This window comes from Vibrio sp. 10N.222.49.C9 (assembly GCF_041474985.1).
GTDB lineage: Bacteria > Pseudomonadota > Gammaproteobacteria > Enterobacterales > Vibrionaceae > Vibrio > Vibrio crassostreae_C.
Genome location: NZ_JBFRVD010000026.1, coordinates 1 through 14437, shown reverse-complemented (window position 1 = coordinate 14437; position 14437 = coordinate 1). Strand labels below are relative to the sequence as shown.

Below are 14437 nucleotides of genomic sequence, written 5' to 3'. Positions count from 1 at the left end.
GAGACACGAGACACGAGACATTTTTGAAAATTGGAGCAGATAAGACAAGCAAAAAGTGCCAAACATCATGGTGCAATTTCTATTATCTTTTCCTTGTTCTACAGACACAAAAAAGCCGAGCTAATGCTCGGCTTTTGTATTAAGAATCTAGTATAGATTACTCAGCAGCTTCTTCAGCAGCTGGGCGGTCTACAAGCTCAATGTAAGCCATTGGAGCTTTATCACCAGTACGGAAACCACATTTAAGAATGCGAGTGTAACCACCTTGGCGAGCCGCGAAACGCGGGCCTAGTTCATTAAATAGTTTTGCCACAACTTCGTTATCACGAGTGCGAGCAAATGCAAGACGACGGTTAGCAACACTGTCTGTCTTAGCTAGGGTAATCAATGGCTCAATTACGCGACGTAGTTCTTTTGCTTTAGGCACGGTAGTTTTAATAACTTCGTGACGAACAAGAGAGCTAGCCATGTTGCTGAACATCGCTTTGCGATGACTGCTGTTGCGGTTGAGTTGACGACCACTTTTACGATGGCGCATGACCTAATCCTTCTAACTTTTCGATTAATCTTCAGCGATTGACGCTGGTGGCCAGTTTTCTAGACGCATGCCTAGAGAAAGACCACGTGAAGCAAGCACATCTTTAATCTCTGTAAGAGATTTCTTACCAAGGTTTGGCGTTTTAAGTAGCTCAACCTCAGTGCGCTGTACAAGATCACCGATGTAGTGAATCGCTTCTGCTTTCAAACAGTTAGCAGAGCGAACTGTTAGTTCAAGATCGTCTACAGGACGTAGTAGGATAGGATCGAATTCTGGCTTCTCTTCCTTCTCCTCAGGTACACGTACATCACGAAGATCTACGAACGCATCCAATTGTTCAGCTAAAATAGTAGCTGCACGACGGATTGCTTCCTCAGGTTCTAGAGTACCGTTCGTTTCCATATCGATAACAAGCTTGTCTAAATCAGTACGTTGTTCTACACGTGCCGCTTCTACAGCGTAAGCGATTTTATCAACCGGGCTGTAAGTAGCGTCAACTAGTAGACGACCGATAGGACGCTCATCTTCTTCAGTATGGATACGAGCTGAAGCTGGAACGTAACCACGACCACGTTCTACTTTGATACGCATAGCGATCTCAGCGTTGTCATCCGTTAGGTGACAAATTACGTGCTCAGGGTTAGCGATCTCTACATCACCATCGTGGGTGATGTCACCTGCAACAACAGGGCCTGAGCCTGATTTGTTCAGTGTAATAAACACTTCATCTTTGCCTTCAGCAACGCGTACAGCCAAACCTTTAAGGTTTAGAAGGATTTCCAGGATATCTTCCTGAACGCCTTCTTTAGTGCTGTATTCGTGTAGCACACCTTCAATTTCAACTTCTGTTACGGCACAACCCGGCATAGAAGATAGAAGAATGCGGCGAAGAGCATTACCTAGAGTGTGGCCGAAACCGCGCTCTAATGGCTCAAGAGTTACTTTCGCGTGTGTCGTATTGATCTGTTCAATGTCAACAAGACGCGGCTTAAGAAATTCTGTTACAGAACCCTGCATTGTGTCCTCTCTTTTTTTAACCTTACTTAGAGTAAAGTTCGACGATCAAGTGTTCATTGATGTCAGCTGATAGGTCAGAACGCTCAGGCATACGCTTGAATGTACCTTCCATTTTGCCAGCATCTACTTCAATCCAAGTTGGCTTTTCACGTTGTTCAGCAACTTCTAGAGCCGCTTTAATACGAGATTGCTGTTTAGCTTTCTCGCGGATAGAAACAACGTCGTTTGCCGCTACTTTGAAAGAAGGAACGTTTACAACTTTACCGTTAACTAGAATAGACTTGTGGCTAACTAGTTGACGAGATTCAGCACGAGTGGCGCCAAAGCCCATACGGTAAACTACGTTATCAAGACGACCTTCAAGAAGCTGAAGCAGGTTTGCACCTGTGTTGCCTTTAAGACGTGCAGCTTCTTTGTAGTAGTTGCGGAATTGTTTTTCTAGAACGCCGTAGATACGACGAACTTTTTGCTTCTCACGAAGCTGAACGCCATACTCAGATAGACGACCGCGACGAGCGCCGTGTACACCTGGTGCGTTATCAATTTTACACTTGGTATCGATCGCACGGACACCAGACTTAAGGAATAAGTCAGTACCTTCGCGACGGCTAAGCTTAAGCTTAGGACCCAAATATCTTGCCATGATCTTTCTCCAATATTCCTAGAAACGAAACTTAAACGCGACGTTTCTTAGGTGGACGACAACCGTTATGAGGGATTGGTGTCGCATCAACAATGTTAGTGATACGGAAACCAGCAGCGTTCAGTGCACGAACAGTAGATTCGCGACCTGGACCTGGACCCTTAACCATAACTTCCAAGTTCTTTAGGCCATATTCTTTAGCCATTTCACCACAACGCTCAGCTGCAACTTGTGCTGCGAACGGAGTAGATTTACGAGAACCACGGAAACCTGAACCACCTGCTGTAGCCCATGCAAGAGCGTTGCCTTGACGGTCAGTGATAGTTACGATTGTGTTGTTGAAAGAAGCATGAATGTGCGCTACGCCATCAGCTACTTGCTTGCGTACGCGCTTACGCGCGCGAGTTGGTTGTTTTGCCATTGTACTCTACCTTATCCGACTATTTCTTGATCGGCTTGCGCGGACCCTTACGGGTGCGAGCGTTGGTTTTAGTACGCTGTCCACGTAGTGGTAGACTGCGACGATGACGAAGACCGCGGTAACAGCCAAGGTCCATAAGACGCTTGATGTTCATCGATACTTCACGACGTAGATCACCTTCTACAGTGTACTTAGCTACACCATCACGCAGTTGATCGATCTGCTCTTCAGTTAGTTCACTGATCTTAGCATCTTCAGCAATACCCACTTCAGCTAGAATAGCTTGAGAGCGAGTTTTACCGATACCGTAGATTGCAGTAAGTGCAATTACAGAATGCTTATGATCAGGAATGTTAATGCCGGCTATACGGGCCATTATTCACTCCTAAGGGGTTCATAAAAGAATTATCCGCAGCAAAGCCCGTTATGGATACGCTGCGGCATACTACTTCTTTTGCACGCAAAAGGTAGGCCGAGGAATATACTCGACTCTACCTTGTATTTCAAGTAAAAATTTCTGCTAATTAGCCTTGGCGTTGCTTATGCTTTGGCTCACTGCAAATCACGCGAACGACACCGTTACGCTTGATAACTTTACAGTTACGGCAGATTTTTTTAACGGAAGCACGAACTTTCATTGCTAAACTCCGTAAATGGAATCGAAATTGTTACCACCGAATTAACGGCCGTAACCCTTCAGATTCGCTTTCTTTAACACAGAATCATACTGTTGTGACATCAGATGAGTCTGTACCTGTGCCATGAAATCCATGATAACTACCACTACGATTAGTAGTGATGTGCCGCCAAAGTAGAAACGAACGTTCCACGCGACCATCATGAACTCAGGAATCAGACATATAAAAGTAATGTATAGAGCGCCCGCAAGGGTTAGTCTAGTCATCACTTTATCGATATATTTCGCTGTCTGCTCACCTGGGCGGATACCGGGTACGAATGCACCAGACTTCTTCAAGTTATCAGCTGTTTCACGTGGGTTAAACACCAACGCTGTATAGAAGAAACAGAAGAAGATTATAGCTGCTGCATAAAGCATTACATACAAAGGTTGACCTGGGCTAAGAGCTAATGACACGTCAGTTAACCAACCGAACGCGCTGCTTTCACCATTTTGACCAAACCACTGCGCTAATGTTCCTGGGAACAAAATAATACTTGATGCGAAAATCGCTGGAATAACACCTGCCATATTAATCTTAAGAGGCAAGTGAGAGCTTTGTGCTGCAAAAACTTTACGACCTTGTTGACGTTTCGCATAGTTAACGACGATACGACGTTGACCACGTTCCATGAAAACTACGAAGTAAATAACAGCAAAAGACAATACAGCAATCAACAGCAGAAGAAGCACATGCAATTCACCTTGACGCGCTTGCTCGATTGTTTGACCGATTGCAGAAGGCAATCCAGCAACAATACCTGCAAAAATCAGAATGGAAATACCATTACCGATTCCTCGCTCAGTGATTTGTTCACCTAACCACATTAAGAACATGGTACCAGTTACTAAACTCACGGTAGCAATAAGCGTAAACATGGTTTGGTTGATAACAACCAGATTGTCGACCATGTTTGGTAAGCCTGTTGCGATACCAATAGCTTGGAATGTTGCAAGTACAAGCGTGCCGTAGCGTGTATATTGGCTTATCTTACGACGGCCTGCTTCACCCTCTTTCTTGAGTTCCGCTAACGCTGGATGAACTACAGTTAGCAATTGGACTACGATCGATGCCGAAATGTACGGCATGATACCCAATGCTAATATAGATGCACGCTCAAGAGCACCACCGGAGAACATGTTAAACATTTCTACGATGGTACCTTTTTGCTGATCGAACAAATCGGCAAGTACAGCTGCGTCAATACCAGGGATCGGCACAAAAGAGCCGGCTCGGAATACTAAAAGTGCACCAATTACGAATAATAAGCGCGACTTTAGTTCACTTAAGCCGCTCTGAGCACTACGAAAATCTTGTCCTGGTTTCTTAGCCATCTGTACCTCGTTCCTCGAGATTATTCCTCGATTTTACCGCCTGCAGCTTCGATTGCAGCTTTAGCGCCTTTAGTCACGCGTAGACCTTTAACAGTCACAGCTTTGCTTAGGTCACCAGAAAGAACAATCTTAACAAACTCGATGTTCTTAGTGATAACGTTAGCAGCTTTAAGGCTGTTAAGATCAACTACGTCACCTGTTACTTTCGCTAGCTCAGCTAGACGAACTTCAGCAGACACTAGGCTCTTACGAGAAGTGAAACCGAATTTAGGTAGACGTTGTTTTAGAGGCATTTGACCGCCTTCAAAACCTGGACGAACAGAGCCGCCAGAACGTGACTTTTGACCTTTGTGACCGCGGCCACCTGTTTTACCAAGGCCAGAACCGATACCACGACCTACACGCTTCTTAGAAGGTTTAGAGCCAGCAGCCGGTGATAGAGTATTCAAACGCATTCTGATTACTCCTCAATCTTAACCATGTAGTAAACCTTGTTGATCATACCGCGTACGCACGGTGTATCTTCAAGTTCTACTGTATGGTTGATGCGACGAAGACCTAGACCTTTAAGACACGCTTTGTGCTTAGGTAGGCGACCAATTGAGCTTTTAGTTTGAGTTACTTTAATAGTTGCCATCGTGTGCTTACTCCGAAATAGATTCAACAGTTAGACCACGTTTAGCAGCAACCATTTCTGGTGACTTAACGTCTACTAGAGCACCAATCGTTGCACGAACGATGTTGATCGGGTTCGTTGAACCGTATGCTTTAGAAAGTACGTTATGTACGCCCGCAACTTCAAGTACAGCACGCATTGCACCGCCGGCAATAACACCTGTACCTTCTGCAGCTGGCTGCATGTAAACTTTAGAGCCCGAATGACGACCTTTCACCGGGTGGTGAAGAGTGCCTTCGTTAAGCGATACTGTAACCATGTTACGGCGCGCTTTTTCCATTGCTTTTTGAATCGCAGCAGGTACTTCACGAGCTTTGCCGTAACCGAAACCTACGCGACCGTTACCGTCACCAACTACTGTTAGTGCAGTAAAGCTCATGATTCGACCACCTTTAACCGTCTTAGATACACGGTTAACTGCGATCAGCTTTTCTTGCAAATCATTAGCTTGTTGTTGTTCTTTAGCCATCTTCCAACCCTACCTTAGAATTTCAGACCAGCTTCGCGAGCAGATTCTGCTAGCGCCGCTACTCGACCGTGGTATTGGAAACCAGAACGATCAAATGCAACTGAAGCTACGCCTTTTTCAAGAGCGCGCTCAGCAACAGCTTTACCAACTGCTTTAGCTGCATCAACGTTACCAGTGTTCTTAACTTGCTCACGGATCGCTTTTTCTACAGTAGAAGCAGCTGCGATAACCTCAGAGCCGTTTGCCGCGATAACTTGTGCGTAAACATGGCGAGGAGTACGGTGTACTACCAGGCGAGTTGCACCAAGTTCTGCAATCTTACGACGTGCACGTGTAGCACGACGGATGCGAGATGCTTTCTTATCCATAGTGATACCTTACTTCTTCTTAGCTTCTTTAGTACGCACATTTTCATCTGCGTAACGAACACCTTTGCCTTTGTAAGGCTCAGGAGCACGGTAAGAACGAATGTCAGCCGCAACTTGACCTACTACTTGCTTATCGCAACCAGTAATGATGATCTCAGTTTGGCTAGGGCACTCAGCTTTAATACCTTCAGGTAGAGCGTGCTCTACTGGGTGAGAAAAACCAAGAGTTAGAGCTACAGAGTTGCCTTTCATAGCAGCACGGTAACCAACACCCTTAAGAGTTAGCTTCTTAGTGAAGCCCTCAGTAACACCCACAACCATGTTATTAACTAGAGCGCGAGCTGTACCAGCTTGTGCCCATGCGTTAGTAACACCTTCTTTCGGACCGAAAGTTAGGTTGGTTTCTTCCTGTGCAATAACTACGGCGCTGTTAAGAACGCGAGTAAGCTCACCTTTGCTACCTTTTACAGTAACTTCTTGGCCGTTTAGTTTCACCTCTACGCCAGCTGGAATAGCGACAGGTGCTTTAGCAACACGAGACATAATCTACTCCTTAAGCTACGTAACAGATGATTTCACCGCCAAGACCTGCTTTACGAGCAGCACGGTCAGACATCAGACCCTTGGAAGTAGAAACAACTGCAATACCAAGACCACCCATCACTGTAGGTAAAGAGTCTTTATTTTTATAAACTCTTAGACCAGGACGTGATACACGCTTGATTTGCTCGATTACAGGTTTAGCTTGGAAGTACTTAAGAGTAACTTCTAGCTCAGGTTTTGCTTCGCTGTTAACAGCGAAGTCTACGATGTAACCTTCAGCTTTAAGTAATGCAGCAATTGCAACTTTAAGCTTTGAAGAAGGCATTTTTACAGCAACTTTGTTTGCTGCCTGACCGTTACGAACTCGGGTCAGCATATCCGAAATCGGATCTTGCATGCTCATAAGATTTACTCCAAATGATTAAGTGGCAATTACCAGCTAGCCTTACGAAGACCCGGAATCTCGCCTTTCATGCAAGCTTCACGAACCTTAATGCGGCTTAGACCGAATTTACGTAGGTAACCGTGTGGACGACCAGTTTGGTTGCAACGGTTGCGCTGACGTGATGCACTTGAATCACGTGGAAGAGATTGCAGTTTAAGAACCGCATTCCAACGATCTTCTTCAGATGCGTTTACATCGCTAATGATAACTTTTAGCGCAGAACGCTTTTCAGCGAACTTAGCTACTAGTTTTGCACGTTTAGCTTCACGTGCTTTCATTGATTGTTTAGCCATAACAGTAACCCTACCCTTACTTACGGAATGGGAAGTTAAAGGCAGCCAGCAGAGCTCGGCCTTCCTCATCGGAACCCGCAGAAGTCGTGATAGTGATATCAAGACCGCGGACACGATCGACTTTATCGTAGTCGATTTCCGGAAAGATGATTTGCTCGCGAACGCCCATGCTGTAGTTACCGCGACCGTCAAAAGACTTAGCGCTAACACCACGGAAATCACGTACACGTGGAAGTGCGATAGAGATTAAACGCTCTAAAAATTCCCACATGCGCTCACCACGCAAGGTTACTTTACAACCAATTGGGTAGCCTTCACGAATTTTGAAACCAGCTACAGATTTACGCGCTTTAGTGATAAGTGGCTTTTGACCAGAGATCGTTGCCATATCAGCTGCTGCGTTTTCTAGCAGTTTCTTATCGTTGATTGCTTCACCAACGCCCATATTTAGGGTGATTTTCTCAATCCTAGGGACTTGCATGACGCTTGTGTAGCTGAACTCTTTGGTAAGCTCAGCGACTACAGACGACTTGTAGTAATCATGCAGTTTCGCCATAGTAGAACTCCAAATTACTTCTAATTAGTTAGAAACAGTTTCGCCGTTAGATTTGAAGAAACGAACTTTCTTGCCATCTTCGATACGGAAACCGATACGGTCTGCTTTACCAGTAGCCGCGTTAAAAACAGCAACGTTAGAAGCATCAATAGCTGCTTCTTGTTCAACGATGCCACCTTGTTGACCTAGAGCCGGAACCGGCTTTTGGTGTTTCTTAACAAGGTTGATGCCTTCAACGATAACTTTACCAGTTGTCAGAACCTTAGTTACTTTACCTTTCTTGCCTTTATCTTTACCAGCAAGAATGATTACTTCGTCATTACGACGGATTTTAGCTGCCATATTGCCGCTCCTTACAGAACTTCAGGTGCTAGTGATACAATCTTCATGAATTTCGCGTTACGAAGTTCACGAGTCACAGGACCAAAGATACGTGTGCCGACTGGTTGCTCAGTAGTGTCATTTAACAATACACAAGCATTACTGTCGAAGCGAATGACAGAACCGTCTGGGCGACGAACGCCTTTACGGGTGCGCACTACTACCGCCTTCAGAACATCACCTTTCTTTACTTTACCGCGAGGAATCGCTTCCTTCACTGTAACCTTGATGACGTCACCGATATGTGCATAACGGCGGTGAGAGCCACCCAGAACCTTAATACACATTACCTTGCGCGCGCCAGAGTTATCTGCTGCGTCAAGTGTACTTTGCATCTGGATCATTGTTAGTGCTCCGCTAAATATTAAAACTAGACCCTCTCGGGTCGGGCTGCCTCTTTAAAAGGGACGCGAATTGTACCACCCTTTTTTTAAATTGGGTAGACAAAAAACAAGCGGCTCCAAAAAATAATTTGGAGCCGCTTATAAGTTATAGAATTACAAAGATTAAATCTTCGCTTTTTCTAGAACTTTAACCAATGTCCAAGACTTAGTCTTAGACAGAGGACGACACTCAGCGATTTCAACTTTGTCGCCTAGGCCACAAGTGTTGTCTTCGTCGTGTGCGTGTACTTTAGTCGTGCGTTTGATGAACTTGCCGTAAATCGGGTGTTTTACAGTACGTTCAATAGCAACAACGATAGACTTGTCCATCTTGTCACTTACTACACGGCCTTGCTGGATGCGGTTAGTTTCGCTCATTATGCGCCTGCCTTTTCAGTCAAAACAGTTTTCACACGTGCGATGTCACGGCGTACAGCTTTTAGAGTATGAGTTTGCTGAAGTTGACCAGTTGCAGCTTGCATGCGCAAGTTGAACTGTTCACGTAGCAAATTCAATAGCTCAGCGTTAAGCTCTTCAACGTTCTTTTCGCGTAGATCTTGTGCTTTCATCACATCACCTGCTTAGTTACAAAAGTAGTTTTAACAGGCAGTTTACGTGCCGCTAGGCGGAACGCTTCACGTGCCAACTCTTCAGGTACGCCATTCATCTCGTACATAACTTTGCCTGGTTGGATTTGAGCAACCCAGTACGCAACTGAACCTTTACCTTTACCTTGACGAACTTCAAGAGGCTTTTCAGTAATCGGTTTGTCTGGGAAAACACGGATCCAGATTTGACCTTGACGCTTAATGTGACGTGTCATAGCACGACGTGCCGCTTCGATTTGACGTGCAGTCAGACGACCACGGCCAACAGCTTTAAGACCGAATTCGCCGAAGCTTACTTCAGTACCTTTAGCTAGACCACGGTTACGACCAGTCATAACCTTGCGGAACTTAGTACGTTTTGGTTGTAGCATCGTTCGACTCCTTACTTACGGCCTTTACGCTGCTTCTTAGGCTTATCGCCTTTTGGCTCTACTGCGTTAGCAGCTGGCATACCGCCTAGAATCTCACCTTTGAAGATCCAAACTTTAATGCCGATCACACCGTATTGAGTGTGAGCCGAAGAAGTTGCGTAATCAATGTCTGCACGTAGAGTGTGTAGAGGCACACGGCCTTCACGGTACCACTCTGAACGTGCGATTTCAGCACCGCCAAGACGGCCGCCTACTTGTACTTTGATGCCTTTAGCGCCTAGACGCATAGCATTTTGTACCGCACGCTTCATTGCACGACGGAACATAACACGACGCTCTAGTTGAGACGCGATGCTATCAGCTACAAGCTGACCATCTAGCTCAGGCTTACGTACTTCAGCGATGTTAATTTGCGCTGGTACACCTGCGATTTTAGCTACAGCTGCGCGTAGCTTCTCTACGTCTTCACCTTTCTTACCGATAACAACGCCAGGGCGAGCAGTGTGAATAGTCACACGGATGCTCTTAGCTGGACGCTCGATAACGATACGAGATAATGATGCTTTTTGTAGTTCCTTTGTAAGGAACTGACGTACCTTGAAGTCGCCGTCTAGGTTGTCAGCGAATTCGTTGGTATTAGCAAACCATGTAGCATTCCAAGGCTTAACGATGCCAAGACGAATACCATTAGGATGTACTTTCTGACCCATTGCTTACTCTCCTAGTCTTTAGCGATCTGCTACAACAATAGTGATGTGGCTTGAACGCTTCAAGATACGATCCGCACGACCTTTAGCACGAGGCATAATACGCTTCATGATAGGGCCCTCATCTACGAAGATTTTAGCGACATTTAGATCGTCGATATCTGCACCTTCGTTATGTTCCGCGTTAGCGATAGCTGACTCAAGAACCTTCTTAACTAATACAGCAGCTTTTTTGTTGCTGAAAGTTAGAATTTCTAGAGCTTGGTCTACCGACTTACCGCGAATTTGGTCTGCAACTAAGCGAGCTTTCTGTGGAGAAATACGAGCAAAGTTATGTTTAGCTAAAGCTTCCATCATCTACTCCTTATTTCTTCTTAGCTTTCTTATCTGCAGCATGACCGCGATAAGTACGAGTTGGTGCAAATTCGCCCAGTTTGTGACCGATCATTTCTTCGGTAACGAAAACTGGAACGTGCTGACGACCATTATGGACAGCGATGGTCAAACCAATCATTGTTGGGATGATCATTGAGCGACGGGACCAAGTCTTAATAGGCTTTTTGTCTCCGCTTTCCACCGCTTTCTCTACCTTCTTCAGCAAGTGTAGGTCAATAAAAGGACCTTTCTTGAGAGAACGTGGCATGGCGATTCCTCTTTATAAATTATTTAGTGCGACGACGTACGATGTACTTGTCAGTGCGCTTGTTCTTACGAGTCTTGAAGCCCTTAGTAGGAACGCCCCAAGGAGAAACTGGGTGACGACCACCAGATGTGCGGCCTTCACCACCACCATGTGGGTGATCCACCGGGTTCATTACTACACCACGTACGGTTGGACGTACGCCGCGCCAGCGTGAAGCACCAGCTTTACCAAGTTCACGTAGCATATGCTCAGAGTTACCAACTTCACCGATCGTTGCACGACCTTCAGAAAGAACTTTGCGCATCTCACCAGAACGTAGACGGATAGTTACGTATGCACCATCGCGAGCGATGATTTGAGCATAAGCACCAGCCGAACGAGCTAGTTGAGCACCTTTACCAGGCTTAAGTTCAACACAGTGTACAGTAGAACCTACTGGGATGTTGCGCATCGGCAGAGTGTTACCTGCTTTGATTGCAGCATCTACGCCAGATTGAATCTGGTCGCCTGCGTTAACACCTTTAGGTGCAATGATGTAACGACGCTCACCGTCTGCGTACAGAACTAGAGCGATGTTAGCACTACGGTTTGGATCGTATTCTAGACGCTCAACTTTCGCTGGGATGCCATCTTTAGTACGTTTGAAGTCAATTACACGGTAATGGTGCTTATGACCACCACCGATGTGACGTACTGTAATACGACCGTTGTTGTTACGACCACCGTTCTTAGAGTTTTTCTCTAGAAGTGGTGCGTATGGCTTACCCTTGTGTAGGTCAGCGTTAACAACTTTAACGACGTGACGACGACCAGGGGAAGTCGGCTTACATTTAACAATAGCCATTTTTACTACTCCTGTTATTCCGCGCCGCCAACGAAGTCAAGATCTTGACCTTCTTTCAAAGTAACGTAGGCTTTCTTAACGTCTGAACGACGGCCTTCACGCATACCTTGACGTTTGGTCTTACCCTTTAATACAAGAGTATTTACAGACTTAACTTCAACTTCAAATAGCTTTTCTACAGCTGCTTTGATCTCTTTCTTAGTTGCATCTTTAGCTACTTTGAAAACGATAGTGTTCGCTTTCTCAGCTGCCATAGTTGCTTTTTCAGAGATGTGCGGAGCACGTAGAACTTTTAAGATACGCTCTTCAGTGATCATGCTAGCATCTCCTCAACTTGCTTAACTGCGTCAGCAGTCATTAGAACCTTGTCGAAAGCGATTAGTGATACTGGATCAACACCAGCAACATCACGTGCATCTACTTTGTATAGGTTACGAGCAGCTAAGAATAGATTTTCATCTACTTCGCCAGTCACAATCAGAACGTCGCTTAGCTCAAGCTCTTTAAGCTTAACTACAAGTTCTTTTGTTTTTGGTGCTTCTACAGAGAAGTTATCAACAACGATTAAACGCTCTTGACGAACTAGCTCAGAAAGAATGCTCTTCATAGCACCGCGGTACATTTTTTTGTTTACTTTTTGGCTGTGATCTTGTGGTTTCGCAGCAAAAGTAACACCACCTGTACGCCAGATTGGGCTACGAATTGTACCAGCACGTGCGCGGCCAGTACCTTTTTGACGCCATGGCTTAGCGCCACCGCCAGATACTTCAGAACGAGTCTTTTGAGCACGAGTACCTTGACGAGCACCTGCTGCATATGCAACAACTACTTGGTGTACAAGAGCTTCGTTGAAGTCACGTCCGAAAGTAGTCTCGGAAACAGTTAGTGCATCAGCACCTTTAACCATCAATTCCATTACTTACTCCTAGACGTTATGCTTTAACAGCAGGTTTTACGATCACGTTTCCGCCTGTTGAGCCCGGTACTGCACCTTTAATAAGGAGTAGATTGCGCTCAGCGTCAACACGTACGATCTCTAGGTTTTGAGTCGTTACACGCTCAGCACCCATGTGACCTGCCATTTTCTTGCCTTTAAACACGCGGCCTGGAGTTTGACATTGGCCAATTGAACCCGGTGCGCGGTGAGACAAAGAGTTACCGTGAGTCATATCTTGAGTAGAGAAGTTCCAACGCTTGATAGCGCCTTGGAAGCCTTTACCTTTAGATGTACCAGTAACGTCTACTTTTTTAATTTCGTTGAAAAGTTCTACGTTTAGCTCAGCGCCAACTTCAAACTCTTCGCCGTTTTCTAAACGGAATTCCCAAAGACCGCGACCTGCTTCTACACCCGCTTTCGCGAAGTGACCAGCTTCAGGTTTAGTTACACGGTTAGCTTTCTTAGCACCAGTAGTTACTTGGATTGCTGCGTAGCCGTCTGTCTCAAGAGTTTTAACTTGAGAAATACGGTTCGCTTCAACCTCAACAACAGTTACTGGGATAGAAACGCCTTCTTCAGTAAATACGCGGGTCATACCCACTTTACGTCCGACTAGACCAATCATTATTCTTATCTCCCTTAACCTAGGCTGATTTGAACATCAACGCCAGCTGCAAGATCAAGACGCATTAGAGCATCAACAGTTTTATCTGTTGGCTCAACGATGTCGATCAAACGCTTGTGAGTACGGATTTCGTACTGATCACGTGCATCTTTGTTGACGTGTGGAGAGGTAAGAACAGTGAAACGCTCTTTACGAGTAGGAAGTGGAATAGGACCACGAACCTGTGCGCCAGTACGTTTTGCTGTTTCAACGATTTCCGCAGTTGAAGCATCGATTAGCTTGTAATCAAACGCTTTAAGGCGGATACGAATACGTTGGTTCTGCATGAGACAGAGCTCCAATTATTAAAAATTACACAAACAATATCGCCACTCAAACCCGATAAAACGAGAGAATGCCGATTGATTTATGTGAAACCGTAGCACCCAAAATTAGGACGCATTGTCAGTTAACTTTTGAAGTAAACAAGAAGTTTACTATTTTTATTAACCGCGAACATAAGCTGAGTATACATTACTAGGTAAGACCTACTCCTCAGTGCTCATTGGTTCACAACCAGCGTTAGCCAGTGCGATGCATTATACAGATCACACTTTAGTATGCAAGTAGTGTTGGAAAAATAATCGCAATTTATTGGAAGTTGGTTTTGTATCGAGAGGGAAGAAGATAGATGGAAGGTAATATTTCTTTTGAGAAAACAAAAGGGAAGCCGAAGCTCCCCTTTTCAGATGCGTGCTCTTCTAATGAAGAGAGTGCAAAAATCTAAATGCTATTAAGCGAAGATTTTAGCTACAACACCAGCACCAACTGTACGGCCACCTTCGCGGATTGCGAAACGTAGACCTTCGTCCATTGCGATTGGAGCGATTAGCTCAACAGTCATTTGAACGTTGTCACCTGGCATTACCATTTCTACGCCTTCTGGTAGAGTGATGTCGCCTGTTACGTCAGTTGT

At 45.3% G+C, this 14437-nt stretch carries 28 protein-coding genes and 1 pseudogene; all 29 read right to left on the bottom strand.

Annotation, left to right across the window (positions count from 1 at the left end; all coding sequences use genetic code 11):
• Positions 1-157: 157 nt before the first annotated feature.
• Entirely contained in the window at positions 158-538 is a 381-nt protein-coding gene (gene rplQ / locus AB4585_RS12045) for a 50S ribosomal protein L17 (protein WP_004729812.1), read from the bottom strand.
• A 24-nt stretch (positions 539-562) separates the two neighbouring features.
• Entirely contained in the window at positions 563-1555 is a 993-nt protein-coding gene (locus tag AB4585_RS12040) for a DNA-directed RNA polymerase subunit alpha (RefSeq protein WP_004729813.1), read from the bottom strand.
• Between the two features lie 22 nt (positions 1556-1577).
• Positions 1578-2198, bottom strand: coding sequence for a 30S ribosomal protein S4 (rpsD, locus tag AB4585_RS12035; RefSeq protein WP_004738777.1), 621 nt, complete (start codon positions 2196-2198; stop codon positions 1578-1580).
• 31 nt (positions 2199-2229) lie between these two features.
• Positions 2230-2619 (bottom strand): 30S ribosomal protein S11, encoded by a 390-nt coding sequence (gene rpsK, locus AB4585_RS12030; RefSeq protein WP_004738778.1) that lies wholly within the window; start codon positions 2617-2619, stop codon positions 2230-2232.
• A gap of 19 nt (positions 2620-2638) precedes the next feature.
• The gene (rpsM, locus tag AB4585_RS12025) at positions 2639-2995 is read right to left on the bottom strand and encodes a 30S ribosomal protein S13 (protein WP_004738779.1); all 357 of its coding nucleotides are present in this window, start codon (positions 2993-2995) and stop codon (positions 2639-2641) included.
• Between the two features lie 148 nt (positions 2996-3143).
• Positions 3144-3257, bottom strand: a complete 114-nt coding sequence (rpmJ, locus tag AB4585_RS12020; protein WP_000868186.1) for a 50S ribosomal protein L36 — start codon at positions 3255-3257, stop codon at positions 3144-3146.
• A gap of 41 nt (positions 3258-3298) precedes the next feature.
• Positions 3299-4633, bottom strand: coding sequence for a preprotein translocase subunit SecY (secY, locus tag AB4585_RS12015; RefSeq protein WP_004738781.1), 1335 nt, complete (start codon positions 4631-4633; stop codon positions 3299-3301).
• Positions 4634-4653: 20 nt separating this feature from the next.
• Positions 4654-5088 (bottom strand): 50S ribosomal protein L15, encoded by a 435-nt coding sequence (gene rplO, locus AB4585_RS12010; RefSeq protein ID WP_004736758.1) that lies wholly within the window; start codon positions 5086-5088, stop codon positions 4654-4656.
• Positions 5089-5093: 5 nt separating this feature from the next.
• Entirely contained in the window at positions 5094-5270 is a 177-nt protein-coding gene (rpmD, locus tag AB4585_RS12005) for a 50S ribosomal protein L30 (RefSeq protein ID WP_004736756.1), read from the bottom strand.
• A gap of 7 nt (positions 5271-5277) precedes the next feature.
• Positions 5278-5778: a 30S ribosomal protein S5 gene (rpsE, locus tag AB4585_RS12000; protein ID WP_017061307.1), complete on the bottom strand. Its 501-nt coding sequence runs from the start codon at positions 5776-5778 to the stop codon at positions 5278-5280.
• A 14-nt stretch (positions 5779-5792) separates the two neighbouring features.
• Complete coding sequence (gene rplR, locus AB4585_RS11995; protein WP_004738784.1) at positions 5793-6146, bottom strand: 50S ribosomal protein L18; 354 nt, start codon at positions 6144-6146, stop codon at positions 5793-5795.
• Positions 6147-6155: 9 nt separating this feature from the next.
• Positions 6156-6689: a 50S ribosomal protein L6 gene (rplF, locus tag AB4585_RS11990; RefSeq protein ID WP_017063712.1), complete on the bottom strand. Its 534-nt coding sequence runs from the start codon at positions 6687-6689 to the stop codon at positions 6156-6158.
• 10 nt (positions 6690-6699) lie between these two features.
• Positions 6700-7092 carry a 30S ribosomal protein S8 gene (gene rpsH / locus AB4585_RS11985; RefSeq protein ID WP_017061309.1) on the bottom strand — a complete coding sequence of 131 codons (393 nt, stop codon included), beginning with the start codon at positions 7090-7092 and terminating at the stop codon, positions 6700-6702.
• 29 nt (positions 7093-7121) lie between these two features.
• A complete protein-coding gene (rpsN, locus tag AB4585_RS11980) occupies positions 7122-7427 on the bottom strand; it encodes a 30S ribosomal protein S14 (RefSeq protein WP_004738789.1) in 306 nt (101 codons plus the stop codon).
• Positions 7428-7443: 16 nt separating this feature from the next.
• Positions 7444-7983, bottom strand: a complete 540-nt coding sequence (gene rplE / locus AB4585_RS11975) for a 50S ribosomal protein L5 (protein ID WP_004738790.1) — start codon at positions 7981-7983, stop codon at positions 7444-7446.
• Positions 7984-8007: 24 nt separating this feature from the next.
• On the bottom strand, positions 8008-8325 hold the full coding sequence (gene rplX, locus AB4585_RS11970) for a 50S ribosomal protein L24 (RefSeq protein WP_004738792.1): 318 nt from the start codon (positions 8323-8325) through the stop codon (positions 8008-8010).
• Between the two features lie 11 nt (positions 8326-8336).
• Positions 8337-8708 (bottom strand): 50S ribosomal protein L14, encoded by a 372-nt coding sequence (gene rplN, locus AB4585_RS11965; protein ID WP_004736740.1) that lies wholly within the window; start codon positions 8706-8708, stop codon positions 8337-8339.
• Between the two features lie 162 nt (positions 8709-8870).
• Positions 8871-9125, bottom strand: coding sequence for a 30S ribosomal protein S17 (rpsQ, locus tag AB4585_RS11960; RefSeq protein ID WP_004736739.1), 255 nt, complete (start codon positions 9123-9125; stop codon positions 8871-8873).
• On the bottom strand, positions 9125-9316 hold the full coding sequence (rpmC, locus tag AB4585_RS11955; RefSeq protein WP_004736737.1) for a 50S ribosomal protein L29: 192 nt from the start codon (positions 9314-9316) through the stop codon (positions 9125-9127). Before rpmC ends, rpsQ begins: the two co-directional genes overlap by 1 nt.
• Entirely contained in the window at positions 9316-9726 is a 411-nt protein-coding gene (gene rplP, locus AB4585_RS11950) for a 50S ribosomal protein L16 (protein ID WP_004736736.1), read from the bottom strand. Before rplP ends, rpmC begins: the two co-directional genes overlap by 1 nt.
• An 11-nt stretch (positions 9727-9737) precedes the next feature.
• Positions 9738-10436: a 30S ribosomal protein S3 gene (rpsC, locus tag AB4585_RS11945; protein ID WP_004736734.1), complete on the bottom strand. Its 699-nt coding sequence runs from the start codon at positions 10434-10436 to the stop codon at positions 9738-9740.
• Positions 10437-10454: 18 nt separating this feature from the next.
• Positions 10455-10787 carry a 50S ribosomal protein L22 gene (gene rplV, locus AB4585_RS11940; RefSeq protein WP_004736732.1) on the bottom strand — a complete coding sequence of 111 codons (333 nt, stop codon included), beginning with the start codon at positions 10785-10787 and terminating at the stop codon, positions 10455-10457.
• A gap of 10 nt (positions 10788-10797) precedes the next feature.
• Complete coding sequence (gene rpsS, locus AB4585_RS11935) at positions 10798-11076, bottom strand: 30S ribosomal protein S19 (RefSeq protein WP_004736729.1); 279 nt, start codon at positions 11074-11076, stop codon at positions 10798-10800.
• A 19-nt stretch (positions 11077-11095) separates the two neighbouring features.
• Positions 11096-11920 carry a 50S ribosomal protein L2 gene (gene rplB, locus AB4585_RS11930; RefSeq protein ID WP_010435149.1) on the bottom strand — a complete coding sequence of 275 codons (825 nt, stop codon included), beginning with the start codon at positions 11918-11920 and terminating at the stop codon, positions 11096-11098.
• A gap of 14 nt (positions 11921-11934) precedes the next feature.
• A complete protein-coding gene (gene rplW, locus AB4585_RS11925) occupies positions 11935-12237 on the bottom strand; it encodes a 50S ribosomal protein L23 (protein ID WP_004736765.1) in 303 nt (100 codons plus the stop codon).
• On the bottom strand, positions 12234-12836 hold the full coding sequence (gene rplD / locus AB4585_RS11920; RefSeq protein ID WP_372155810.1) for a 50S ribosomal protein L4: 603 nt from the start codon (positions 12834-12836) through the stop codon (positions 12234-12236). The genes rplW and rplD overlap by 4 nt, the downstream gene beginning before the upstream one ends.
• Before the next feature lie 16 nt (positions 12837-12852).
• Positions 12853-13482: a 50S ribosomal protein L3 gene (gene rplC / locus AB4585_RS11915; protein WP_004736763.1), complete on the bottom strand. Its 630-nt coding sequence runs from the start codon at positions 13480-13482 to the stop codon at positions 12853-12855.
• Positions 13483-13496: 14 nt separating this feature from the next.
• On the bottom strand, positions 13497-13808 hold the full coding sequence (rpsJ, locus tag AB4585_RS11910; protein ID WP_004736761.1) for a 30S ribosomal protein S10: 312 nt from the start codon (positions 13806-13808) through the stop codon (positions 13497-13499).
• Between the two features lie 446 nt (positions 13809-14254).
• Positions 14255-14437, bottom strand: a pseudogene (gene tuf / locus AB4585_RS11905) (elongation factor Tu); the annotation flags it as partial.